Here is an 18543-nt window from a genome sequence, read left to right as displayed (position 1 = left end):
AGAGAATGCCAGATTTAATCTCATGCGGTGATACTTCTTCCAAAAACAAAGGGAAGGAGATCGACATGCGATTTGGTTTTGTCGGTTTGGGTCAAATGGGTGCGCCAATGGCGGTGAACCTTGCTAGCTCAAACAACGTAATGGTCTTTGATCTTAGCGAAGACGCTATGAATGCCGCCGCTGAAGCCGGCGCCAAGAAGGCCGGTAGTGCTGCAGATTTCTCAGAAGTGGACGTGCTGATCACTTGTTTGCCAAGTGGTGGGATCGTGGAAAAGTCACTGTTCGACCCTGAACATGGGATTGCACAGCATCTTTCAGCCGACACGGTTGTCATCGATACCTCAACCATAGAATACGGACTGACGCTCAGTATTAGCGAGCGTCTTTCAGCCCTCGGGTTGCGTTTTTTCGATGCGCCCGTCTCTGGCATGTGGAAGCGAGCCCAGGAGGGCACGTTGACGATGATGATCGGAGGAGACGGTGAGATTGTCGAGGCGCTGCGGCCAGCTCTGGCAAAAATGTCGAACCGCATCCTGCACACTGGCGCTGTTGGCTCAGGCCAGCTCACCAAGCTGATCAATCAGCTTCTCTTCGATATCAACGTGGCGGCTCTGGCCGAAATCCTGCCGATGGCAAAGAAGCTGGGCCTTGATCCGGAAAACACCGCCGAGGTTGTGAATTCAGGGACCGGCCGCAGCTATGCGTCGGAATATTTCATTCCCCAGGTCCTCGAAGGCAAGTTTGACACCGGCTACCCGCTACAAGCGGCCTACAAGGATCTGATCAGCGGTGCTGAAATCTCAGCCCGTTATCAGATCCCGGCACCTGTGTTGGCCGCTGCGACAACCACCTATCAGCAGGCACTTCTTGAGGGCCATGGGGACAAAGACAAGGGCGCGATGGTGCTCGTCTACGAACGACTGCTTGGTGTCGATTGCCGGAAGGAGGAACAGAATGTCTGAAGGAAAAGGTATTCAGGGCGGGCTGACAAACTACGGCGACAAGGATTTCGCCGCGTACCTACGTCGGTCTTTTGCTCGCTCGATGGGTCTGTCGCGGGAAATGCTCGACAAACCGATTGTCGGGATCGCGATGACCCCTTCGGGCTTCAACAACTGTCATAGAGCAATGCCTGAGCTGGTCGAAGCTGTCTCTCGCGGTGTGCTGGCTGCAGGGGCTTTGCCGCGGCCGTTTCCAACGGTGTCACTCGGCGAGGTCTTTCTGAACCCAACCAGCATGGTCTACCGGAACCTCATGTCAATGGACACTGAAGAGATGGTTCGTGCGCAGCCAATGGACGCAGTGGTTTTGATCGGCGGTTGCGACAAGACAGTTCCGGCCCAGCTGATGGGTGCGGCGTCTGCCGACATACCGGCCGTGCAACTTGTGATTGGCCCGATGATGACCGGTCGCCACAAGGGTGAACGCCTGGGAGCCTGCACTGACTGCCGCCGTTTCTGGGGTAAGTTCCGCGCTGGTGAGGTCGAAGGCGAAGAAATCGCGGAGATCGAAGGGCGGCTGGCGACAACGGCCGGCACCTGTGCTGTCATGGGAACAGCGAGTACCATGGCGTGCATCGCCGAAACGCTAGGGATGTCCTTGCCTGGCACAGCGGCTATTCCATCTGTTCACGCTGACCGGCTGGTTGCAGCTGAGGAATGCGGTAAACTGGCTGTTGATCTGATCCAGAACCCTCGAAAACCAAGTGAGGTGATCACCCAGAAGTCGGTAGAGAACGCTTTCCGCGTGCTGATGGCCGTCAGCGGGTCCACCAATGCCATCGTCCACCTTACAGCTGTTGCGGGTCGTCTCGGCATCCGGATTTCACCCGAACGCCTCAACGAAATCTCGGACGAAACGCCGGTTCTGGTTGATCTGAAGCCAGTCGGTGAAGGGTACATGGAAGACTTCTATGCCGCTGGCGGTGTCGGAGCAGTCTTGCGCGAGATCCGCCATCTACTGCACCTCGATACGGTGGATGTAACAGGTCAAACCCTGGCGGAGCGTCTAGACGACGAACCTGATTGGGTTGATCGCCGGGTGATCCGGTCGTTTGAAGATCCTGTTTCAAATGAGGGCGGATTGATAAGCCTTCATGGGAACATCGCCCCGCAGGGAGCCATTTTCAAACGCGCTGCGGCGACACCAGAGCTTTTTGAGGTCGAAGGCCGCGCCGTTGTGTTCGACAGTCTCGAAGATCTCGCCAGGCGCGTTGATGACCCGGATCTCGACATTGAGGCCGATGACATCATGGTTCTGAAGAACGCGGGACCAGTGGCTGCGGGAATGCCGGAGGCCGGGTATCTGCCGATCCCAAAGAAACTGGCACGGAAAGGTATAAAAGATATCGTGCGAATTTCAGACGCGCGGATGTCTGGCACGGCTTTCGGAACCATCGTTCTTCATATGTCACCCGAGTCCGCGGTTGGCGGGCCATTGGCTGCTGTCGAGAATGGAGATCGTGTACGTCTCTCGGTCGCTGACAAGCGTATCGATCTGCTGGTTGATGACGCCGAGATCGCCCGCCGTCTCGAACAGCACAAGCGCCCGGAGCTGCAAAATCGCGGTTATCGCGGGCTTTATAGCCGGACGGTTCTGCAGGCCGACGAAGGCTGCGATTTCGATTTCCTCACGCAAGAAGGCTGGTCCAAGGAGAACGCCGAATGAACCTCTTTACGAAACTTCAGGAGCGCGCAGCGAATGGTCAGCCGGTTCGTGTTGGAATGATCGGCGCAGGCAAATTTGGCACTATGTTTCTTGCGCAGGCACTTCGATTGAAGGGGATTCATATCGTTGGTGTCGTCGATCTGCGACCAGATGCGGCCAAATCCAATATGAAGCTCGTTGGATGGGATGCTGCGGCTTACTCAGCATCCAGCTTGGATGATGCGGCAACATCAGGCGCAACCTTTGTCGGTGATGATTGGGAAGCGCTGACAGCGCATCCGGATATTGAAATCATTATTGAATGCACCGGGAACCCGATCGCAGCTGTCACGCACTGCCTCAAGGCGTTCGAGAATGGCAAGCACATCATCAATGTAACAGTTGAAGCAGACGCATTTGTTGGGCCTGGCCTGGCTAATAAAGCTCGGGAAGCGGGTGTGATCTACAGCATGGCATATGGAGATCAACCTGCGCTTGCCAGTGACTTGGTTGATTGGGCACGGGGCTGCGGTTTCAGCGTCGTTGCGGCTGGTCGCGGCCACAAATGGATGCCACATTACCGGCAGTCGACGCCTGACACCGTGTGGGATCATTGGGGTCTAACGAAGGAGCAAGCGGAACGCGGGCGGCTGAACCCCAAAATGTTCAATGCGTTTTTGGACGGCTCGAAGCCAGCCATTGAAAGTGCGGCCATCGCCAATGTGTGCGGGTTGGACGCCCCTGAAAATGGCCTAGTCTTCCCTTCGGGTGGGATCGATGATGTTCCAAATCTGGCGCGGCCGCGCTCAGAGGGTGGGGTGCTGGATCACAAGGGCATGGTGGATGTTATCTCTTGCCTCACACCAGAAGGCGAGCAGATTCCGCATGACATTCGGAAAGGCGTTTGGGTCTGCTTTGAGGGGGACACCGAGTACCTGCGCAACTGCTTTGAAGAGTACAAAGTCGTGACCGACGACAGCGGACGCTACATGTGCAACTACAAGCGCTGGCACCTGATCGGGCTGGAGCTCGGGATCTCGGTCGCATCAGTGGGTATTCGCAAGGAGCCAACAGGGGCGGCGCATGAATTCCGCGCCGATGTTGCCGCCGTCTCAAAGCGAGAGCTGAAGAAGGGCGAAATCCTTGATGGCGAGGGTGGATACACCGTGGCCGGTGGTCTTCGCCCAGCATCGATTTCTGTTGCCGAGGGCTACGTCCCACTCGGCCTTGCCCACAATGTCACGTTGATCAGAGATGTTACTGAAGGTCAGCCGGTCAAATGGAGTGACGTGCAAGCAGATACGAACACGGACGCCTATCGTTTGCGGCGTGAAGTCGAAGCGAGTATTTCGAAGAACCTCGCGGCATGACCAACGAACCAAGCATATCCTATATCGGAAAAGGTTTAAGCCGTCCGGAATGTGTGCTTGCGACCCGTTCTGGCGATATTTTTTGCTCGCATAAAGGCGCTGGCGTCATGCGGATTCTTCCGGATGGTCGCCAGTTCCTGTTGCAAGACGACACTGAGTTTGGCGGAATGCCGGTCGTGCCAAACGGGATTGCGCTGCGGCAAGACGGCTCGTTCCTCATTGCCAACATCTCTGATGCAGGGGGGATATTGGAGCTGGATGCGGATGGTGTGAGACCACATGCCATCGCTGCCAAGGAAGACGCGCTTCCACCGGCGAACTTTGTCTATGTCGATGAACTTGGCAAAACTTGGGTGACGGTCTCATCGAAGCTGCGGCCGCGCTCACGGGCCTATCGGCGTAATGTGAAGAACGGCTATGTCGGGCTGATCAATTCCGACAATTCCTTTTCGATTGTCTTGCAAGGGCTGCACTACACCAATGAACTGCGTCCCGACTATGGAAACGGGTGGCTCTACATCGCGGAAACCTTTGGTCAGAAGATCACGCGCGTGCGCCTTGATGAACACGGCGTGCATGGTGAGCCGGAACTCTTCGTCCAGTTCGGGCCTGGCACGTTCGTGGATGGTATTGAACTGGACGGCGCTGGCGGTCTTTACGCAGCCTGTATTGTATCGAGCGAGCTTTATCACATTGATCCCGAAGCAGCACCTACCCTGGTTGTCGGGGAACGCGACAACAATTGGGTAGAAAGTGTTGAAGCAGCACTCGATGATCACACGATGGATCGAACGCACTTTGATAGTTCGCCTGCCGAGAGGCTTAAGAACATATCTAGTCTGGCTTTTACGGGAGAGAGCCGCGACCGGATTGTTTGCGGAAACTTGTTGGGGGATTCACTACCAGTTCTTGATGCTCCCCATAATGGACCCGAGCCACCATACTGGAATGTAGAGGTTCCAATTTGGGGCACACAAGTTTCCTGATCTTCCCGATAAGGGGTATCCACCGGACCAAGAGTTAGCTCTTCTATGTCCTCAGAAAAACTAAGGGCTCGCGCTTGAAGCAGAATTTTCCATCATCAATCTCTCACCACCTGGACTCGACTCAACTAACATATCAACGAGCGCGCGTGCTGCGGGCGGTAAGTTGGTCCGATCTCTAACGAGGACAGATCGGGTACGGATTGACCAGTCATCTTGCAGATTCAACAAGGCGATGTTCATCGTTTTTCTGTGGCGATTGGCTGCGGATTCCGGAACGATACCTATCCCAACTCCGGCTTCGATAAGCCGACACATCGCTTCAAAGCTCCGGACTTGTAAGCGAAGGTGCTTTTCATATCCACTACGCCGAAATTGTCGCCCTAAAAAGTCAAGGAGTGTACTGCCCTCGTGCAGCGAAATATGCTCAAAATTCAAGGTATCTTTGAACATTACGCCGTCGGATTTGGTCAATGGATGATGAGCTGACGTTGCGAGCATCAATCTATCAGTTGAGAATGGAATGATGTCGAGGTCATCTGTCTTGGGGTCACCGGAAATTATTCCGAGATCGGATGTGCCATCTGCAACTGAGCGAACAATGTCACGTGTCAGACGTTCCTGTAAATCTACCGTAACTCCCGGCCATTTTGACAAAAAATGCGCCAGCGTTTCTGGCAAGAACTCAGTCAATGCAGTGGTGTTTGCCGAGATTCGAATGTGGCCGGAATCCGGGTTGATCATTTCCTCGATCAGAAAGTCGACTTGACGGAGAACCAAACGCGCCTGACGTAAGAACACCTTGCCTGCATCGGTCAGCGTGACGCCTTTGTTGCTTCGTAAGAACAATTGCTGCCCGGTTTCCTGTTCGAGCGATTTTATACGGGCACTGGCTGCCGGTGGCGACAGAAATGCTTTTTCGGCTCCATGTGTAAGATTTCCACATTCGGCAATGCATACAAAGAGCTTCAGATCGATGAGTTCAAGGTTCATGGCGTTCACCTAACACGAACGCGGGCTTATTTATATGCGAATTTTCTGAAGGCAAGAACTGTGTAACCCTGTCTTTGAAACTGACTGTCGAGGGTGCTATGGAACAGGAACAACTCCAGGAATGGGTGGGGAAAACGGAACAAAGGATTGAGCGTATCGCGCCATTCCCGGCGAACGCGTTGGCCGCGACACTCGATCGTGACGACCCGGTCTACAGCAACGAGACCGCACTGCCACCGCTTTGGCACTGGTTGCATTTCCTGCCGGTCTTCAAACTGTGTGATGCTGGGTATGATGGTCATGCTGCCCTTGGTGGTTTCCTTCCCCCGGTGCCTTTGCCACGTCGGATGTGGGCAGGCAGTAGACTAAATTTCCATGCTCCAATGCAAATTGGACAAGAACTAAAGAAGATTTCGACAATCAAATCGGTGAAGGCAAAAACAGGGCGGTCCGGTCAATTGGTCTTCGTAACTGTTGGCCACCAGGTTTTTGACGGCGGCACGCTTGGTATCGATGAAGAGCATGACATTGTCTATCGCGAGGAACCGAAGGCGGGTGCCCAGGCCCTGACACCGCCGCAAGCCCCGAGCGCTTCCGATTTCTCCCGCGACATCAATCCGGATCCGGTTCTCTTGTTCCGTTACTCCGCGCTGACTTTCAATGGCCACCGGATTCACTACGATCAGCCATTCTGTGTGAACTCAGAAGGCTACGCTGGGCTTGTCGTTCACGGACCGCTGCTGGCAACTCTACTGCTTGATCTGCTACGCCGCGAAATGCCGGAAGCGACTGTAAAGAGCTTCGAGTTCCGAGCAGTTTCGACAATCATCGATAATGAAACCTTCTCGGTCCACGGCACGGCTGAAGAGGGTGGGACGAACTTCCGTCTCTGGGCCCGTCGCCAGGATGGCGCGCTAGCCATGAACGCCAAAGCGACAATTGCTTGAGGTTTGGCATGGAGTACGACCACACAGACATCCGTGAAGCCGTTCGGGCACTTTGCGCCACATTTCCTCCAGAGTATCACCGGACAATCGACGAACAGCGCGGCTATCCAGTGGCTTTTGTCAACGCCCTGACAGAGGCTGGTTGGCTTGCCGCCATGATCCCGGAAGAATATGGCGGCTCGGGCCTTGGACTCACCGAAGCCAGCGTCATCATGGAAGAGATCAACAGGGCTGGGGGCAATTCAGGCGCTTGTCACGGCCAGATGTACAATATGGGCACGTTGCTGCGCCACGGCTCGGACGCGCAAAAGCAGCGATATCTGCCCCGGATCGCCAGTGGCGAATTGCGACTGCAATCCATGGGGGTAACAGAACCCACAACCGGGACTGATACCACCAAGATCAAGACGACCGCGGTTAAGAAGGGGGACCGCTACGTTGTGAACGGCCAAAAGGTCTGGATCAGCCGAGTGCAACACTCGGACTTGATGATCCTGCTGGCACGCACCACCCCAATTGATCAGGTCAAAAAGAAATCGCTCGGCATGTCGATCTTTATGGTCGATCTCAAAGATGCCATCGGCAATGGGATGGATGTGAACCCCATCCCGAACATGGTCAATCACGAGACCAACGAGCTCTTCTTTGACGATCTGGAAATCCCCGCTGAGAACCTGATCGGTGAAGAGGGCATGGGCTTTCGGTATATTCTGGACGGGCTCAATGCGGAACGCACCTTGATCGCTGCCGAGTGTATCGGTGATGGTTACTGGTTCATCGAAAAGGTGAGCACCTACGTCAAAGAGCGCGAGGTCTTCGGGCGGCCCATCGGCCAGAACCAGGGCGTTCAGTTCCCGATTGCAGAAGCTAAGATCGAGTTGGAAGCCGCCAACCTGATGCGGTTTCGCGCCTGCCAACTCTTTGATGCTGGCCAGCCCTGCGGTTCTGAGGCCAACATGGCCAAGTATCTCGCTGCAAAAGCCAGCTGGGAAGCGGCCAATGCCTGCCTGCAATTCCACGGGGGCTTCGGCTTTGCCAATGAGTATGACGTGGAGCGTAAGTTCCGCGAAACCCGGCTTTATCAAGTCGCGCCGATCTCCACCAATCTCATCCTGTCTTACATCGCCGAGCATGTTCTCGGCCTACCGAGGTCTTTCTAATGCTCCCACTCGAAGGAATTACAGTCGTCAGTCTTGAACATGCGATCGCGGCTCCTTTCGCAACTCGACAGCTTGCCGATATGGGCGCGCGGGTCATCAAAGTCGAGCGCCCCGGCGTTGGGGATTTTGCGCGCAACTACGACACGCGCGTGAACGGGATGGCCTCGCATTTCGTCTGGACGAACCGGTCCAAAGAAAGCCTGACGCTGGATGTCAAACACCCTGACGGGGCCGAGATTCTGCAAAAGCTGGTCGCGAAAGCGGATGTTGTTGTTCAAAATCTCGCCCCAGGTGCAGCGGCGCGGCTGGGTCTAGGATATGAAGAGCTCTCCAAGGTCAACCCCGGTGTCATCGTCTGCAACATCTCTGGATACGGCAAAGGTGGGCCGGACGAAAACCGCAAGGCCTACGATCTTCTGATCCAGTCGGAAGCCGGTTTTATGAGCACGACCGGAACGCCGGATGATCCAAGCAAAGCCGGGATCTCAATCGCGGATATTGCGGCCGGAATGTACGCTTATACGAACATCCTGACAGCGCTCATGCAGCGTGAAAAAACTAGCAAGGGCTGCGAGATTGATCTGTCGATGCTGGATGCGATGACAGAATGGATGAGTTATCCGCTCTACTACGCCTATGAGGGGGCTGAACCTCCTGCGCGTGCCGGTGCCAGCCATGCCACTATTTTCCCTTATGGCCCCTTTTCTGTCGGGGACGGGCGCACGGTCATTCTGGGCCTTCAAAATGAACGCGAATGGAAAGCCTTCTGTAAACTGGTGCTTGAAGCACCAGGGCTTGCAGCAGACTCGCGATTTTCATCGAACAGCCTGCGCGCCGAGAACAAGATCGCACTTACCCAGATCATCACAACCAGTTTCGATGATCTGACAACCGAAACGGTGATCGAGCGGTTGGACCGGGCCGGTATCGCCAATGCGAACATGAATGACATGTCCGACGTCTGGCATCATGTGCAATTTGAAGCCCGCAATCGTTGGCGCGAGGTGCAAACACCAAAAGGATCAATTCCTGCGCTGCTTCCCCCAGGTGGAATTGGATCAGAGCCCCGTATGGATGCCGTACCTGCGCTAGGTGAACATTCCGCTGATCTCCTTGCAGAGTTTGGCTGCTCAGGCAGCGAAATCTCAAAGTTGCAAAAAGAAAGGGTGATCTGATGCCTAATCTAAAGTCAGCCCGCAGCTTTCTCTTCGTTCCCGGGGACCGGCCAGAGCGTTTCACCAAAGCGGCAGCCTCAGGTGCCCATGCCATCATCATTGACCTTGAGGATGCGGTGTCACCCGAGACCAAAGTGAAAGCACGCTATCATGCGCGAAGCTTTCTGGACAAGGCTGTCAGCCAGGACATACTGATCCGGATCAATGGCACTGACAGCGAGTTCCACCATGAAGATCTTGCACTGGCAAGTCACAAAAACTTGGGAGGCATCATACTTCCCAAAGCTGAAGCAAAGAGCTGTTCGGAATTGACACGAAGGTCAGGAACGCCTGTCTGGCCACTCATTGAAACCGTGCATGGCCTCGTCGACCTGCAGGAGATCGTGGCTTTACAAAACCTTGGTCGTCTTCTGCTTGGTACAATTGATTTGTCCCTAGATCTGGGGGTGGATCTATCCCATGCTGCCAGCCAATCCACACTCGACACAGCCCGGTTCATGCTTGTGTCAAATTCTCGGCTGGGCAACCTTCCTCCGCCGGTCGATGGTGTTTTCACGGATTTGAACGACGAAATCGGGCTTCAACGTGTAGCAGAGCATGCGAGAGCGTCTGGAATGGGTGGTATGATGTGTATTCATCCGCGCCAAACAAAAATTGTTCATACTGCATTTTCCCCGAGTTCCAGTGACTTCGAATGGGCAAATGCTGTTCTCCAAGCCTCTAAAACTGAAAAAAGCAGCTTCCAATTTCGTGGCCAGATGGTTGACAAACCGGTGCTTGCCCGTGCGCAACAAATTCTCGAAACGCAGCAAGCACAAAGCTCTTGAAGAGCTTCGTCAGTCGCCGGTTCTAGTGATTCTAGGTGTGCTTAACCAATCCAGAAGCGAAAGACCCCAAAAAGGCTCCTTAGCAAGAGAATGAAACAAAGCTTATGTTCATCGCGAAACGCGATGGCTCCGTTATCGAACCAATTCTGGGCAGATAACAGGTTTCGGCTGATCCTTCTGGGACCATAGAATTCTCGGGAGGAAACCATGAACTTCACACGACGCACTGCGATCAAAACTCTTGCAGCAGCAACGGCAACGGCCGCACTGACAACACCCGCTCTTGCTCAAAACAAAATCACAATACAGGTCAATACGACCATGAAACCGGGCGGCTCGGAAGAAGCCGGTATTATGCGCTTCAAGGCTGCGCTCGAGGAACTGGCTCCGGGCCGGTTTGAGGTTGTTCCATTCCTGAGTGGTCAGCTGGGCGGTGAAAATGCTGTCCTGGAACTGCTGAATATCGGTGAGACCCAGATCTCTCTGACAGGTGGTAACTGGCGCGCTCAGTACGCACCTGACTACGATCCGATCTCGATCCCGTTCCTGTTCCCGAACGGCGCGGCTGTCGAAGCCTTCATGGCCAGTGACTCTGGCAAGGCTCTACAGCAGCGCGGCATGGATCAGGGCGGTATCGTAGAGATGGGCGCTCAGATGCGTGCACCGCGCCATATGACCTCGAACAAGGCCATTACGACACCAGAAGACCTCGACGGGTTCCGGCTGCGTCTGCCGAGCATTCCTGTCTGGGTCGATGTATGGAGCGGTCTGGGCGCGCAAACTGTCGTTGTGCCCGCTACGGAGATCTACCTTGCAATGCAGACCGGTCAGGTCGATGGCCATGAAAACTCTCTCGTCTCGCCGTTCTCGCGCAAGCTCTATGAGGTGCAATCGCATCTCATCATGACCAGCCACGTGCACTTCCCATGGCATTGGGTGGCATCGAACTCCTGGTTCTCGGGCCTATCCGATGAAGACCAGGCCGTCGTCCGTGCGGCCGTCGAGATTGCGCGTACTGAAGGCACTGCTGTCGAAGCACAGAAGGATGTGTTCTATCTCGAAGAGCTCAAGAAAAAAGGCATGACCGTGGTTGAGCCTGACGTGGCTGCATTCAAAGCCAAGGCACAGCCCGCTATCGACAATGCAATGTCATCGCTGGCTGACGGTGTGATCGAAGACGTGCAAAGCGCGATCGCAGCAAATTCGTAACCTCCCTGAAACTGGACGCCCGTCTTTATGGCGGGCGTTTTTTTGAAAGCGCAGGGGGAAACCACATGCAGCTTGAACATGAAGATACGGACGCTGCGGCGATGCCGACACGCAACGTGGGCCGCGTCGAAAAGACGTTGGTAAAGATCACAGATCTGTTCTCGGGCATCATGCTGATGGGGCTTGTTGGATTGCTGGTCCTGTCGATCCTGTCGCGAGATGTCATGCGCTTTCCCGTTCCGTGGCTCGAGGAAATCGCTACGCTGATCACGATCTACGCCGTTGCCTTCGCCTCGATCGGCGCGTGGTCTCGCGGGGCCCACATTGCCGTTGAGCTGGTGCCTATGGCCATAAAAGGTGTCTGGCATTCACGGTATGCGCTCTTTCTGCAAATCCTGTCGATTGTATTCCTCGTGCTTGCTGCATGGGGAGCTGCCGAGATGATGCAGCGGAGCGTCAACAACCGCACAACGGCTCTCTCAATGAGTTTTTCGATTTACTATGGGGGACTGCTGCTGGCCTTCGCAGGCATGGTCTTTGCATCCCTTCTCCGTCTTGTCGGTGTTTTTTTCGACAAGCCAAAACAGGAAGGGTAGAGATCATGGAAATCTTCTTACCATTTGTTGGTGGCCTGATCTTTTTCATGGCGTTGGGTCTGCCAGTCTTTGTTGCACTTGGGGCAACCTGTCTTCTCGCCTTGGCGATGACATCCGCGTCCGGTGGCTTACCGGTGGAGCTGATGTCTCTGAAGATTACGCAGACGCTCAATAGTTTCCCACTGTTGGCAATCCCGCTCTTCATCCTCGCGGCAAACCTGCTCAACCGAGGCAGCGCCACGACACGGATTTTTGACTTTGCCAATGTCATGGTCGGGTTTGTCCGTGGGGGGCTGGGGCACGTGAACGTGGTGGCTTCAATGATTTTCGCCGGCATGTCTGGCACAGCGTCCGCCGACGCGGCCGGCCTTGGCGCGTTGGAAATCCGGGCCATGCGGGAAAAGGGATATGACCTGAAATACAGCACCGGCATCACAGCGGCATCCAGCGTGATTGGGCCGATCATTCCGCCAAGCGTTGCCATGCTTGTCTATGGCTGGCAGGCAGATGTGAGCGTCGGGGATCTGTTTCTTGCTGGCTTTGTACCTGGTGTACTGATGGCAATGTTGTTGATGGCGACGACGTTCATCATGTCGTACAAAATCGACATGCCGACGCGCCCGCTGCCAACAGCGCGCGAGGTGTTTGAAACCGGCCACCGGGCCGTGCTTCCGATGCTGACGCCGTTGATCATTGTAGGGGGCATATGGAGTGGCATTTTTTCACCCACCGAAGCGGGTGCCGTAGCCTGTGCCTACGCGATCGCTCTCGGCGTGTTTGTCTACCGCGATGTAAAGCTCAAAGAGCTGTTCCAGGTCTTTGTGCAAAGCATGGAGTTCAGTGCCGTCATTCTGCTGATTATCGCGATCTCAGGGTTCTATGGTTGGCTGCTGGTGCGCCTGCAGGTGCCGCAAGCTTTGGCTGCCGGTCTGGTCGCTATGGATCTGCACACGACGATCCTTCTGCTGATCCTGATGGTGTTCTTCGTCTTGGTCGGCTGCTTCATGTCTGTGATCGAAAGTGTGTTGATCCTGACGCCTATTCTGGTTCCGGCCGTCGCCACATCAGGAGTGGACCCGCTGTTCTTTGGCGTGTTTATGGTGATCACACTATCGGTTGGGGTGATAACGCCGCCATTTGGGACGGTCCTCTATATTCTTGTTCCGATCACGGGAATGCGGTTTGAAAAGGTCGTGCTATCGGTCCTGCCGTTCCTGATCCCGATCCTTGCAACCATCCTGCTGGTGCTGTTCTTCCCGCAGATCGTCTTGATCCTGCCAAGGCTGTTCTAATGGGGAAGCCACACCGCATCGCGTGGGCAGCACTGGATCACGCAGTGATCACTTGCGCCGACATCGAGAAGTCCGTCGCCTTTTATGGCGGCGGGCTTTGCATGGCGATCAACCGGTTGGATGATGGCCGTGTCGAAGCGACGTTCGGGCGCTGCAAGCTCAATCTTCAGCCCAACAATCGGCACTATGGGCCGCCCAAAAATGCTGGAAGGTCTTGGTCTGCAAATATTTGTTTGCTGGTCGAGCATGGCCTTTCTCATGTAGAATCCCACCTTAAAGAGATAGGTCTCCGCATAGAAGAAGGACCCGTGGAGCGCGTTGGCGCTCAAGGCGCAATCCTTTCGCTGTATTTGTACGATCCGGACGGCAATCTCATTGAGATAAGTGAGTACCTGAGCCATGCGGAAAAGATTTGACCTCGTTACCCTAGAACTCTTCCTGGCTGTGGCTACGTCGAAGAGCATCGCGCAGGCCGCTGCAACTGAGAACATCGCCGCGTCCGCCATCAGCAAGCGGATATCTGATTTTGAAGCCCAGGTTGGTACTGCTCTTTTTTACAGACAGCAAAAAGGCGTTGCCCTCACGCCTGCCGGCGAAGAAATGTTTCGCCATGCCAAAGACCTGCAGCGTCTGTTAGATCGTATCGACGATCATATGAGCGACTTTGCGCAAGGCTTGCGTGGAACTGTGCGGATCGCGGCCAATACGTCTGCGATTACACAGTTTTTGCCGGAGGATCTGGCGTTGTTTGTCGCGGATCATCCCGACATGCGGATCGATCTCACCGAGCAAACGTCAGATGAAATCGTAACCGCCGTCCGCGATGGTATTGCAGATGTCGGCATTTTCTCCGGCATGATCCCAAACCCGGATCTCGACGTGTTCACCTATCGCAGAGACACACTTGTTGTCCTGACACCGAAGGGCCATTCCCTAGGGACCGACGGGCCAGTTTCGTTCAACGAATTCTCAACACATGATCTTGTCGGCCTTCAGAAGGGAAGCTCTCTGCAGGCCTTCATCGAGAAGCGCGCCGCAGAGCAGGAGTTGGAGCTGAGAACACGGGTTGAAGTCCTCAGCTTCGATGGAGTGCGACGCATGGTCGAAGCGGGTCTTGGCATCGCGATATTACCGCTTGGAGCCGTGGAGCCATACCTGACGGCCTCTAACCTGCGGATGGCTCCTGTGGCGGATAGATGGGCTGAACGCACGTTGAAGGTGGCCGTGCGTGATGCTGAAGCACTGTCGCGGCCCATTAGATCGCTCATGGTCCATCTGACCAGTGAGTTCCCGAGGCCTCTTAATCCCGGCATCTGAGATCGAGATGGGGTCTGTCTTCATTGATCAATGGCTTAGGACGAAGGCAAACACCTATTTTGTCTGCAAAAGTATGGAGACCAAGCAATGCAAATTGATCGCGTGGATCATTTCGTCCTGACAGTCGCCTCGATCGATGCGACCTGTGACTTCTATTCAAAGGTTCTGGGAATGGAGGTGACGGAATTTGCGGGAGGACGTAAGGCGCTTTCGTTTGGGGCGCAGAAGATCAACCTTCACCAACATGGCAACGAATTTGAGCCCAAATCCCTGACACCGACACCGGGTAGTGGCGATTTTTGCCTGATCTCGGCTGTCCCGATCGCTGAAGTTGTTGCGCATCTCGAAAATTGTGGCGTCGAGATTGAAGAAGGTATCGTTCCGCGCACAGGCGCAACCGGACCCATCAAATCCGTGTATCTGCGAGATCCAGATCAAAACCTGGTCGAAATATCAGTGTACGAATAAAAGGCAGAGTGCGCTGCAAGGAGATAGCCGAATGGACGGTTCACATCTGCCCGAGACACATACGATGAACCGGCTTGTGGGATATGTCGAATTCCGCCAACGCTGCAGCGCCGATTTTCATCAACTCCACATCTCCAAAACCTGCATTCTACGTATCCGCTCCGGGCGTAAAACGGTGCGGACCTTTGCGGGTGCTGAGACCACGGTTGAGCAAGGCGAGTTTGTCTATCTGCGCCGTGGTGAAAATCTGACGATCGGGAATATCATCGGTGATACTGGCCTCTACTTCTCGGAAGGCTTGGTGATTGACGACAGTGTTATCTCTGATTTCCTGCAACTGCATCCAAACCCAAGCACTGCGCGCGAAGTCAGAAAAGGGATCATGCCGAACGGCTTCAACGACGCTTTCTCGCGCGTTGTCGCAAGCCTGGATGATCCCGAACTCTGTGATGGCATCTTATCCTATCGAACGCAGGAATTGCTCATGTGGCTACAGCTTCAGGGTGCCGCGCACCGTATTCACTGTTGTGAAGGACTGAAGGATCGATTGCGGATGCTCTTCGAGGGTGATCTGGAGCGCAGTTGGAAAGCACCGCAAGCAGCCCGAGAGCTTGGTATGAGCGAAGCTACATTGCGGCGGACGCTCAGCAAAGAAGGCACCGGTTTCACCGAAATGCTGCGTGATGTGCGCCTGTCGTTTGCATTGATGCGCATACAGACGACGCAACATCCATTGGCGGAGATCGCTTTTGAATGCGGGTTCAGTTCTCAATCGCGCCTCAGCGAAGCGTTCAAAGCACGATTCGATATCACGCCGGGAAAACTAAGGGCATCTGAGGCTCAACTTGAGCGAATAGCGTAAAAGCTTGATCGATTCCGGAGATAAAAGGCGCGGCCAGAGTGGCACATTACGATCATCCGAAATACTTCTGATGGAGATCGAAAATGAAACACCTGATCACAACTGTTGCACTGGTTGCTTCCCTCGTTACCCCGGCTTTTGCAGACGAAGCTTTCACCCTGTCCAGCCCTGACATCGCCGAAGGGCAACAGCTCGACAACACATTCGTCTTGAACGCCTTTGGCTGTGAAGGCGACAGCATCTCGCCCGCACTAGAATGGAGCAACGCTCCCGAAGACACCAAGAGCTTTGTCGTCACTGCATACGACCCAGACGCGCCGACTGGCTCCGGCTGGTGGCATTGGGTTGCCTTTGACATCCCTGCGGATGTGAACTCGTTGGCGCAGGGCGCAGGTTCTGAAGGTGGCAACATGCCTGACGGCGCAGTCCAGAGCCGTACTGACTTTGGAGCCACCGGCTTTGGCGGCGCATGTCCTCCTCCGGGCGAAGTACACCGCTATGAGTTCACCGTTCACGCTCTGGGCGTTGAAAACCTTGGCCTCGACGAGAATGCCAGCGCTGCTCTGGTGGGTTTCATGACCGGCGCGAACTCTTTGGGTTCTGCAGATATCACAGCTGTCTACACACGCTAAACCACTCACGGCACCAGTCGCCCGGATCTCCGAGCGGCTGGCTCATTTCCCATCTCCGCTTCACGTTGCTGATAGCGGATGGATTAATAACAGGATCAATTCCATGGCCGAACCAGAACAAGTTATCCCCGACAATACCGCATCCTTCGTGCTGACCAGCACCGACATCGCCGAAGGTGAGAGCCTTGGCAAAAAGCACGAGCTGAACGTCTTTGGTGGCAATGGCGACAACCTTTCACCTCAGTTGACTTGGGCGGGGGCGCCGGAGGGCACAAAGAGCTTTGTTCTCACCTGCTTCGATCCCGATGCACCGACAGGTTCCGGCTGGTGGCACTGGGTTGCGTTCAACATTCCTGATGACGTGTCTTCTTTGGACACTGGCGTTGGCACAGTGACCGGTATGCCAGCAGGAACTATTCAGGCGCGCAACGACTTCGGTGAAAAGAACTTTGGTGGAGCATGTCCGCCGCCAGGCGTGGTTCACCGTTACGAATTTCGTGTACACGCATTGAATATCGAAGCGCTTGACCTTGATGAAGACGCCACTCCGGCTTTGGTTGGGTTTATGACGCACGTTCATACGATTGCGACAGCGAAGCTGACTGCGGTTTATACTCGATAGAGCAGCGTAATGTTCCAGCAGTCGCATATGATTGACTGCTGGAGACAAACTAGAAAAAGGAAGTACTGGCGAATGATGCCCGGGTCTTAAGCTAGCGTTCGATGCAATTTCTCATATTGTTCCAATACGCAATCAAATCAAGCATGTCATTGAATTTCATAAGCCGAACGCATGTCACTAGTTGGACCGTGAAATACACGTCTGCATTAGCCATCGATTCAAGCGCCGCTGTCGATAGTTCTGCCTCTATAGCAAAGGGCTAGACCCATGGGCGAGCAGACATAGGTGGAAGTGCATCGAATGCCGGTTTGTCCGAACTACTGACTTTCAGGAACGCTTTGGCAAACGGGGGCGTGCCTGAACGTTGATAAGGCGCTTCTATTCAGATTGTCGGCTCTGTTTCTATCAAAACCTATGGCAACGAGTGAGGATTTGTTTTTCAAGAGGGTGGCGAGGCAATCGGTCGCGCCACTAAATGAAGGTAATTCATTACGAAAATTTTGGTCAGTATGCCACGCCGATGTGATAAGAGCGTGTTGATCTGAAAAGGCTTTATTGCGTGTGGTTAGGTAATGTCAGATGGTACGTCACATTGATGAACCGCAAGGCAATACGAACCCATCTCGACGATTTTAGCGCCCATACACAAGGTCATTAGCGCCCACAATTCGTAACTCTTCGGTTTTGCAGGAAAAAAGGCGCCGGAATTTAGGTCACCGGCGCCTTGTTCTTTGCTGGTGCGAGATTGAAAGTGTACCCAGAAATCTCACCAGAATTGATGCCGAGAGAGGCGATCAATAGTAGCCGGAGCTAACAATCGCTAGCCAATCGGAAAACCCACTTGGAACCTCAGCGAATTTCAGGGCGTGTTGTGAGGGTTGATAGGTTTTGGGACTACTTGCTTGCCGAGGTTGTCTCTTGCGCTGGACGACAGCGTGGTGACGCAACACCATCGACAATTAAAACTCTTCAACTTCACCCACTCCAGTATAAACACTAGAAGTGCTTACCTGCACACTGTCAATGATCTGGGTTGTTATCCCGCTCAACACACGCCGGTCATCGACACGCGGCTTACCGTGAGACTTGGGAAAGAAGGGCTCAAGACGCGCCATCTGCGCGTCGGTCAACCAGAAAAGATCAGACATGTTCACCGCTCGGTTTTCAGCCGTGAATCATGCCGCTCGCTGAAAATCAATGGGTCCTGACCCTAGCTATCGACTCCGAAATCCAATGATCCATGCCTACACTCAATGGCGCTGTTCAGCGCCCATCAAGCTCGGCAAAATCGTTTCAAGGCTTGACCTTTTGCGATTGCTTCTGCGCATAGGTGGGTATGGTCGGAATGTAAAACCCGGCTTGTCTTGTCTCGCAGTAAATGCACGAGCAGGTCTGCGTTGCGCAGACCTTCCCGTGTTGTGAGCTTGCTCATATGCCACAACAA

18 protein-coding genes and 1 pseudogene are annotated in these 18543 nt (G+C 54.4%); 17 read left to right on the top strand and 2 right to left on the bottom strand.

What is annotated here, in order from left to right; all coding sequences use genetic code 11:
* Positions 1–65 precede the first annotated feature (65 nt).
* From ACR3E6_RS17270 to ACR3E6_RS17255, 4 genes are read left to right on the top strand one after another with little or no spacing between them, the layout of a single operon-like run.
* Complete coding sequence (locus tag ACR3E6_RS17270; protein ID WP_480488380.1) at positions 66–962, top strand: NAD(P)-dependent oxidoreductase; 897 nt, start codon at positions 66–68, stop codon at positions 960–962.
* Entirely contained in the window at positions 955–2667 is a 1713-nt protein-coding gene (locus ACR3E6_RS17265; RefSeq protein ID WP_480488377.1) for a dihydroxy-acid dehydratase, read from the top strand. Before ACR3E6_RS17270 ends, ACR3E6_RS17265 begins: the two co-directional genes overlap by 8 nt.
* Entirely contained in the window at positions 2664–4016 is a 1353-nt protein-coding gene (locus tag ACR3E6_RS17260) for an NAD(P)H-dependent oxidoreductase (protein ID WP_480488375.1), read from the top strand. The genes ACR3E6_RS17265 and ACR3E6_RS17260 overlap by 4 nt, the downstream gene beginning before the upstream one ends.
* Positions 4013–5002, top strand: a complete 990-nt coding sequence (locus ACR3E6_RS17255; RefSeq protein ID WP_480488373.1) for an SMP-30/gluconolactonase/LRE family protein — start codon at positions 4013–4015, stop codon at positions 5000–5002. Before ACR3E6_RS17260 ends, ACR3E6_RS17255 begins: the two co-directional genes overlap by 4 nt.
* Before the next feature lie 60 nt (positions 5003–5062).
* Here ACR3E6_RS17255 and ACR3E6_RS17250 read toward each other — a convergent pair whose 3' ends face one another.
* Positions 5063–5992: a LysR family transcriptional regulator gene (locus ACR3E6_RS17250; RefSeq protein ID WP_480488371.1), complete on the bottom strand. Its 930-nt coding sequence runs from the start codon at positions 5990–5992 to the stop codon at positions 5063–5065.
* 74 nt (positions 5993–6066) lie between these two features.
* On the opposite strand from ACR3E6_RS17250, the gene ACR3E6_RS17245 reads away from it, so the two are divergent.
* The 13 genes from ACR3E6_RS17245 (at position 6067) to ACR3E6_RS17185 (ending at position 17099) form a co-directional block, all read left to right on the top strand.
* Positions 6067–6939 (top strand): HTD2 family dehydratase, encoded by an 873-nt coding sequence (locus ACR3E6_RS17245; RefSeq protein ID WP_480488369.1) that lies wholly within the window; start codon positions 6067–6069, stop codon positions 6937–6939.
* Between the two features lie 8 nt (positions 6940–6947).
* Positions 6948–8099 (top strand): acyl-CoA dehydrogenase family protein, encoded by a 1152-nt coding sequence (locus ACR3E6_RS17240; protein ID WP_480488367.1) that lies wholly within the window; start codon positions 6948–6950, stop codon positions 8097–8099.
* On the top strand, positions 8099–9274 hold the full coding sequence (locus ACR3E6_RS17235; protein WP_480488366.1) for a CaiB/BaiF CoA transferase family protein: 1176 nt from the start codon (positions 8099–8101) through the stop codon (positions 9272–9274). The genes ACR3E6_RS17240 and ACR3E6_RS17235 overlap by 1 nt, the downstream gene beginning before the upstream one ends.
* Positions 9274–10101 (top strand): HpcH/HpaI aldolase/citrate lyase family protein, encoded by an 828-nt coding sequence (locus ACR3E6_RS17230; protein WP_480488364.1) that lies wholly within the window; start codon positions 9274–9276, stop codon positions 10099–10101. The genes ACR3E6_RS17235 and ACR3E6_RS17230 overlap by 1 nt, the downstream gene beginning before the upstream one ends.
* Before the next feature lie 207 nt (positions 10102–10308).
* The gene (locus ACR3E6_RS17225; RefSeq protein WP_480488362.1) at positions 10309–11310 is read left to right on the top strand and encodes a TRAP transporter substrate-binding protein; all 1002 of its coding nucleotides are present in this window, start codon (positions 10309–10311) and stop codon (positions 11308–11310) included.
* 65 nt (positions 11311–11375) lie between these two features.
* Entirely contained in the window at positions 11376–11906 is a 531-nt protein-coding gene (locus ACR3E6_RS17220) for a TRAP transporter small permease (protein WP_480488360.1), read from the top strand.
* A gap of 5 nt (positions 11907–11911) precedes the next feature.
* Complete coding sequence (locus ACR3E6_RS17215; protein WP_480488358.1) at positions 11912–13198, top strand: TRAP transporter large permease; 1287 nt, start codon at positions 11912–11914, stop codon at positions 13196–13198.
* Complete coding sequence (locus ACR3E6_RS17210) at positions 13198–13614, top strand: VOC family protein (protein WP_480488356.1); 417 nt, start codon at positions 13198–13200, stop codon at positions 13612–13614. The genes ACR3E6_RS17215 and ACR3E6_RS17210 overlap by 1 nt, the downstream gene beginning before the upstream one ends.
* A complete protein-coding gene (locus tag ACR3E6_RS17205; protein WP_480488354.1) occupies positions 13598–14515 on the top strand; it encodes a LysR family transcriptional regulator in 918 nt (305 codons plus the stop codon). The genes ACR3E6_RS17210 and ACR3E6_RS17205 overlap by 17 nt, the downstream gene beginning before the upstream one ends.
* Before the next feature lie 87 nt (positions 14516–14602).
* Positions 14603–14983 (top strand): VOC family protein, encoded by a 381-nt coding sequence (locus ACR3E6_RS17200; RefSeq protein ID WP_209835562.1) that lies wholly within the window; start codon positions 14603–14605, stop codon positions 14981–14983.
* Positions 14984–15014: 31 nt separating this feature from the next.
* Positions 15015–15845: a helix-turn-helix transcriptional regulator gene (locus ACR3E6_RS17195; protein WP_171637017.1), complete on the top strand. Its 831-nt coding sequence runs from the start codon at positions 15015–15017 to the stop codon at positions 15843–15845.
* Between the two features lie 83 nt (positions 15846–15928).
* The gene (locus tag ACR3E6_RS17190) at positions 15929–16477 is read left to right on the top strand and encodes a YbhB/YbcL family Raf kinase inhibitor-like protein (protein WP_480488352.1); all 549 of its coding nucleotides are present in this window, start codon (positions 15929–15931) and stop codon (positions 16475–16477) included.
* 103 nt (positions 16478–16580) lie between these two features.
* Positions 16581–17099: a YbhB/YbcL family Raf kinase inhibitor-like protein gene (locus tag ACR3E6_RS17185; protein WP_480488351.1), complete on the top strand. Its 519-nt coding sequence runs from the start codon at positions 16581–16583 to the stop codon at positions 17097–17099.
* A 1037-nt stretch (positions 17100–18136) separates the two neighbouring features.
* Here ACR3E6_RS17185 and ACR3E6_RS17180 read toward each other — a convergent pair.
* Positions 18137–18247, bottom strand: a pseudogene (locus tag ACR3E6_RS17180) (IS5/IS1182 family transposase); the annotation flags it as partial.
* Positions 18248–18543 lie beyond the last annotated feature (296 nt).

Source organism: Ruegeria sp. AL3, assembly GCF_056536065.1.
This window is presented reverse-complemented; position numbering and strand designations above follow the sequence as displayed.

Coding starts and splice junctions, on each gene's coding strand:
- ACR3E6_RS17270 (WP_480488380.1), top strand. CDS start 66: ATGCGATTTGGTTTTGTCGGTTTGGGTCAAATGGGTGCGCCAATGGCG.
- ACR3E6_RS17195 (WP_171637017.1), top strand. CDS start 15,015: ATGGACGGTTCACATCTGCCCGAGACACATACGATGAACCGGCTTGTG.
- ACR3E6_RS17205 (WP_480488354.1), top strand. CDS start 13,598: ATGCGGAAAAGATTTGACCTCGTTACCCTAGAACTCTTCCTGGCTGTG.
- ACR3E6_RS17235 (WP_480488366.1), top strand. CDS start 8,099: ATGCTCCCACTCGAAGGAATTACAGTCGTCAGTCTTGAACATGCGATC.
- ACR3E6_RS17240 (WP_480488367.1), top strand. CDS start 6,948: ATGGAGTACGACCACACAGACATCCGTGAAGCCGTTCGGGCACTTTGC.
- ACR3E6_RS17220 (WP_480488360.1), top strand. CDS start 11,376: ATGCAGCTTGAACATGAAGATACGGACGCTGCGGCGATGCCGACACGC.
- ACR3E6_RS17200 (WP_209835562.1), top strand. CDS start 14,603: ATGCAAATTGATCGCGTGGATCATTTCGTCCTGACAGTCGCCTCGATC.
- ACR3E6_RS17215 (WP_480488358.1), top strand. CDS start 11,912: ATGGAAATCTTCTTACCATTTGTTGGTGGCCTGATCTTTTTCATGGCG.
- ACR3E6_RS17260 (WP_480488375.1), top strand. CDS start 2,664: ATGAACCTCTTTACGAAACTTCAGGAGCGCGCAGCGAATGGTCAGCCG.
- ACR3E6_RS17230 (WP_480488364.1), top strand. CDS start 9,274: ATGCCTAATCTAAAGTCAGCCCGCAGCTTTCTCTTCGTTCCCGGGGAC.
- ACR3E6_RS17210 (WP_480488356.1), top strand. CDS start 13,198: ATGGGGAAGCCACACCGCATCGCGTGGGCAGCACTGGATCACGCAGTG.
- ACR3E6_RS17185 (WP_480488351.1), top strand. CDS start 16,581: ATGGCCGAACCAGAACAAGTTATCCCCGACAATACCGCATCCTTCGTG.
- ACR3E6_RS17255 (WP_480488373.1), top strand. CDS start 4,013: ATGACCAACGAACCAAGCATATCCTATATCGGAAAAGGTTTAAGCCGT.
- ACR3E6_RS17190 (WP_480488352.1), top strand. CDS start 15,929: ATGAAACACCTGATCACAACTGTTGCACTGGTTGCTTCCCTCGTTACC.
- ACR3E6_RS17265 (WP_480488377.1), top strand. CDS start 955: ATGTCTGAAGGAAAAGGTATTCAGGGCGGGCTGACAAACTACGGCGAC.
- ACR3E6_RS17250 (WP_480488371.1), bottom strand. CDS start 5,992: ATGAACCTTGAACTCATCGATCTGAAGCTCTTTGTATGCATTGCCGAA.
- ACR3E6_RS17225 (WP_480488362.1), top strand. CDS start 10,309: ATGAACTTCACACGACGCACTGCGATCAAAACTCTTGCAGCAGCAACG.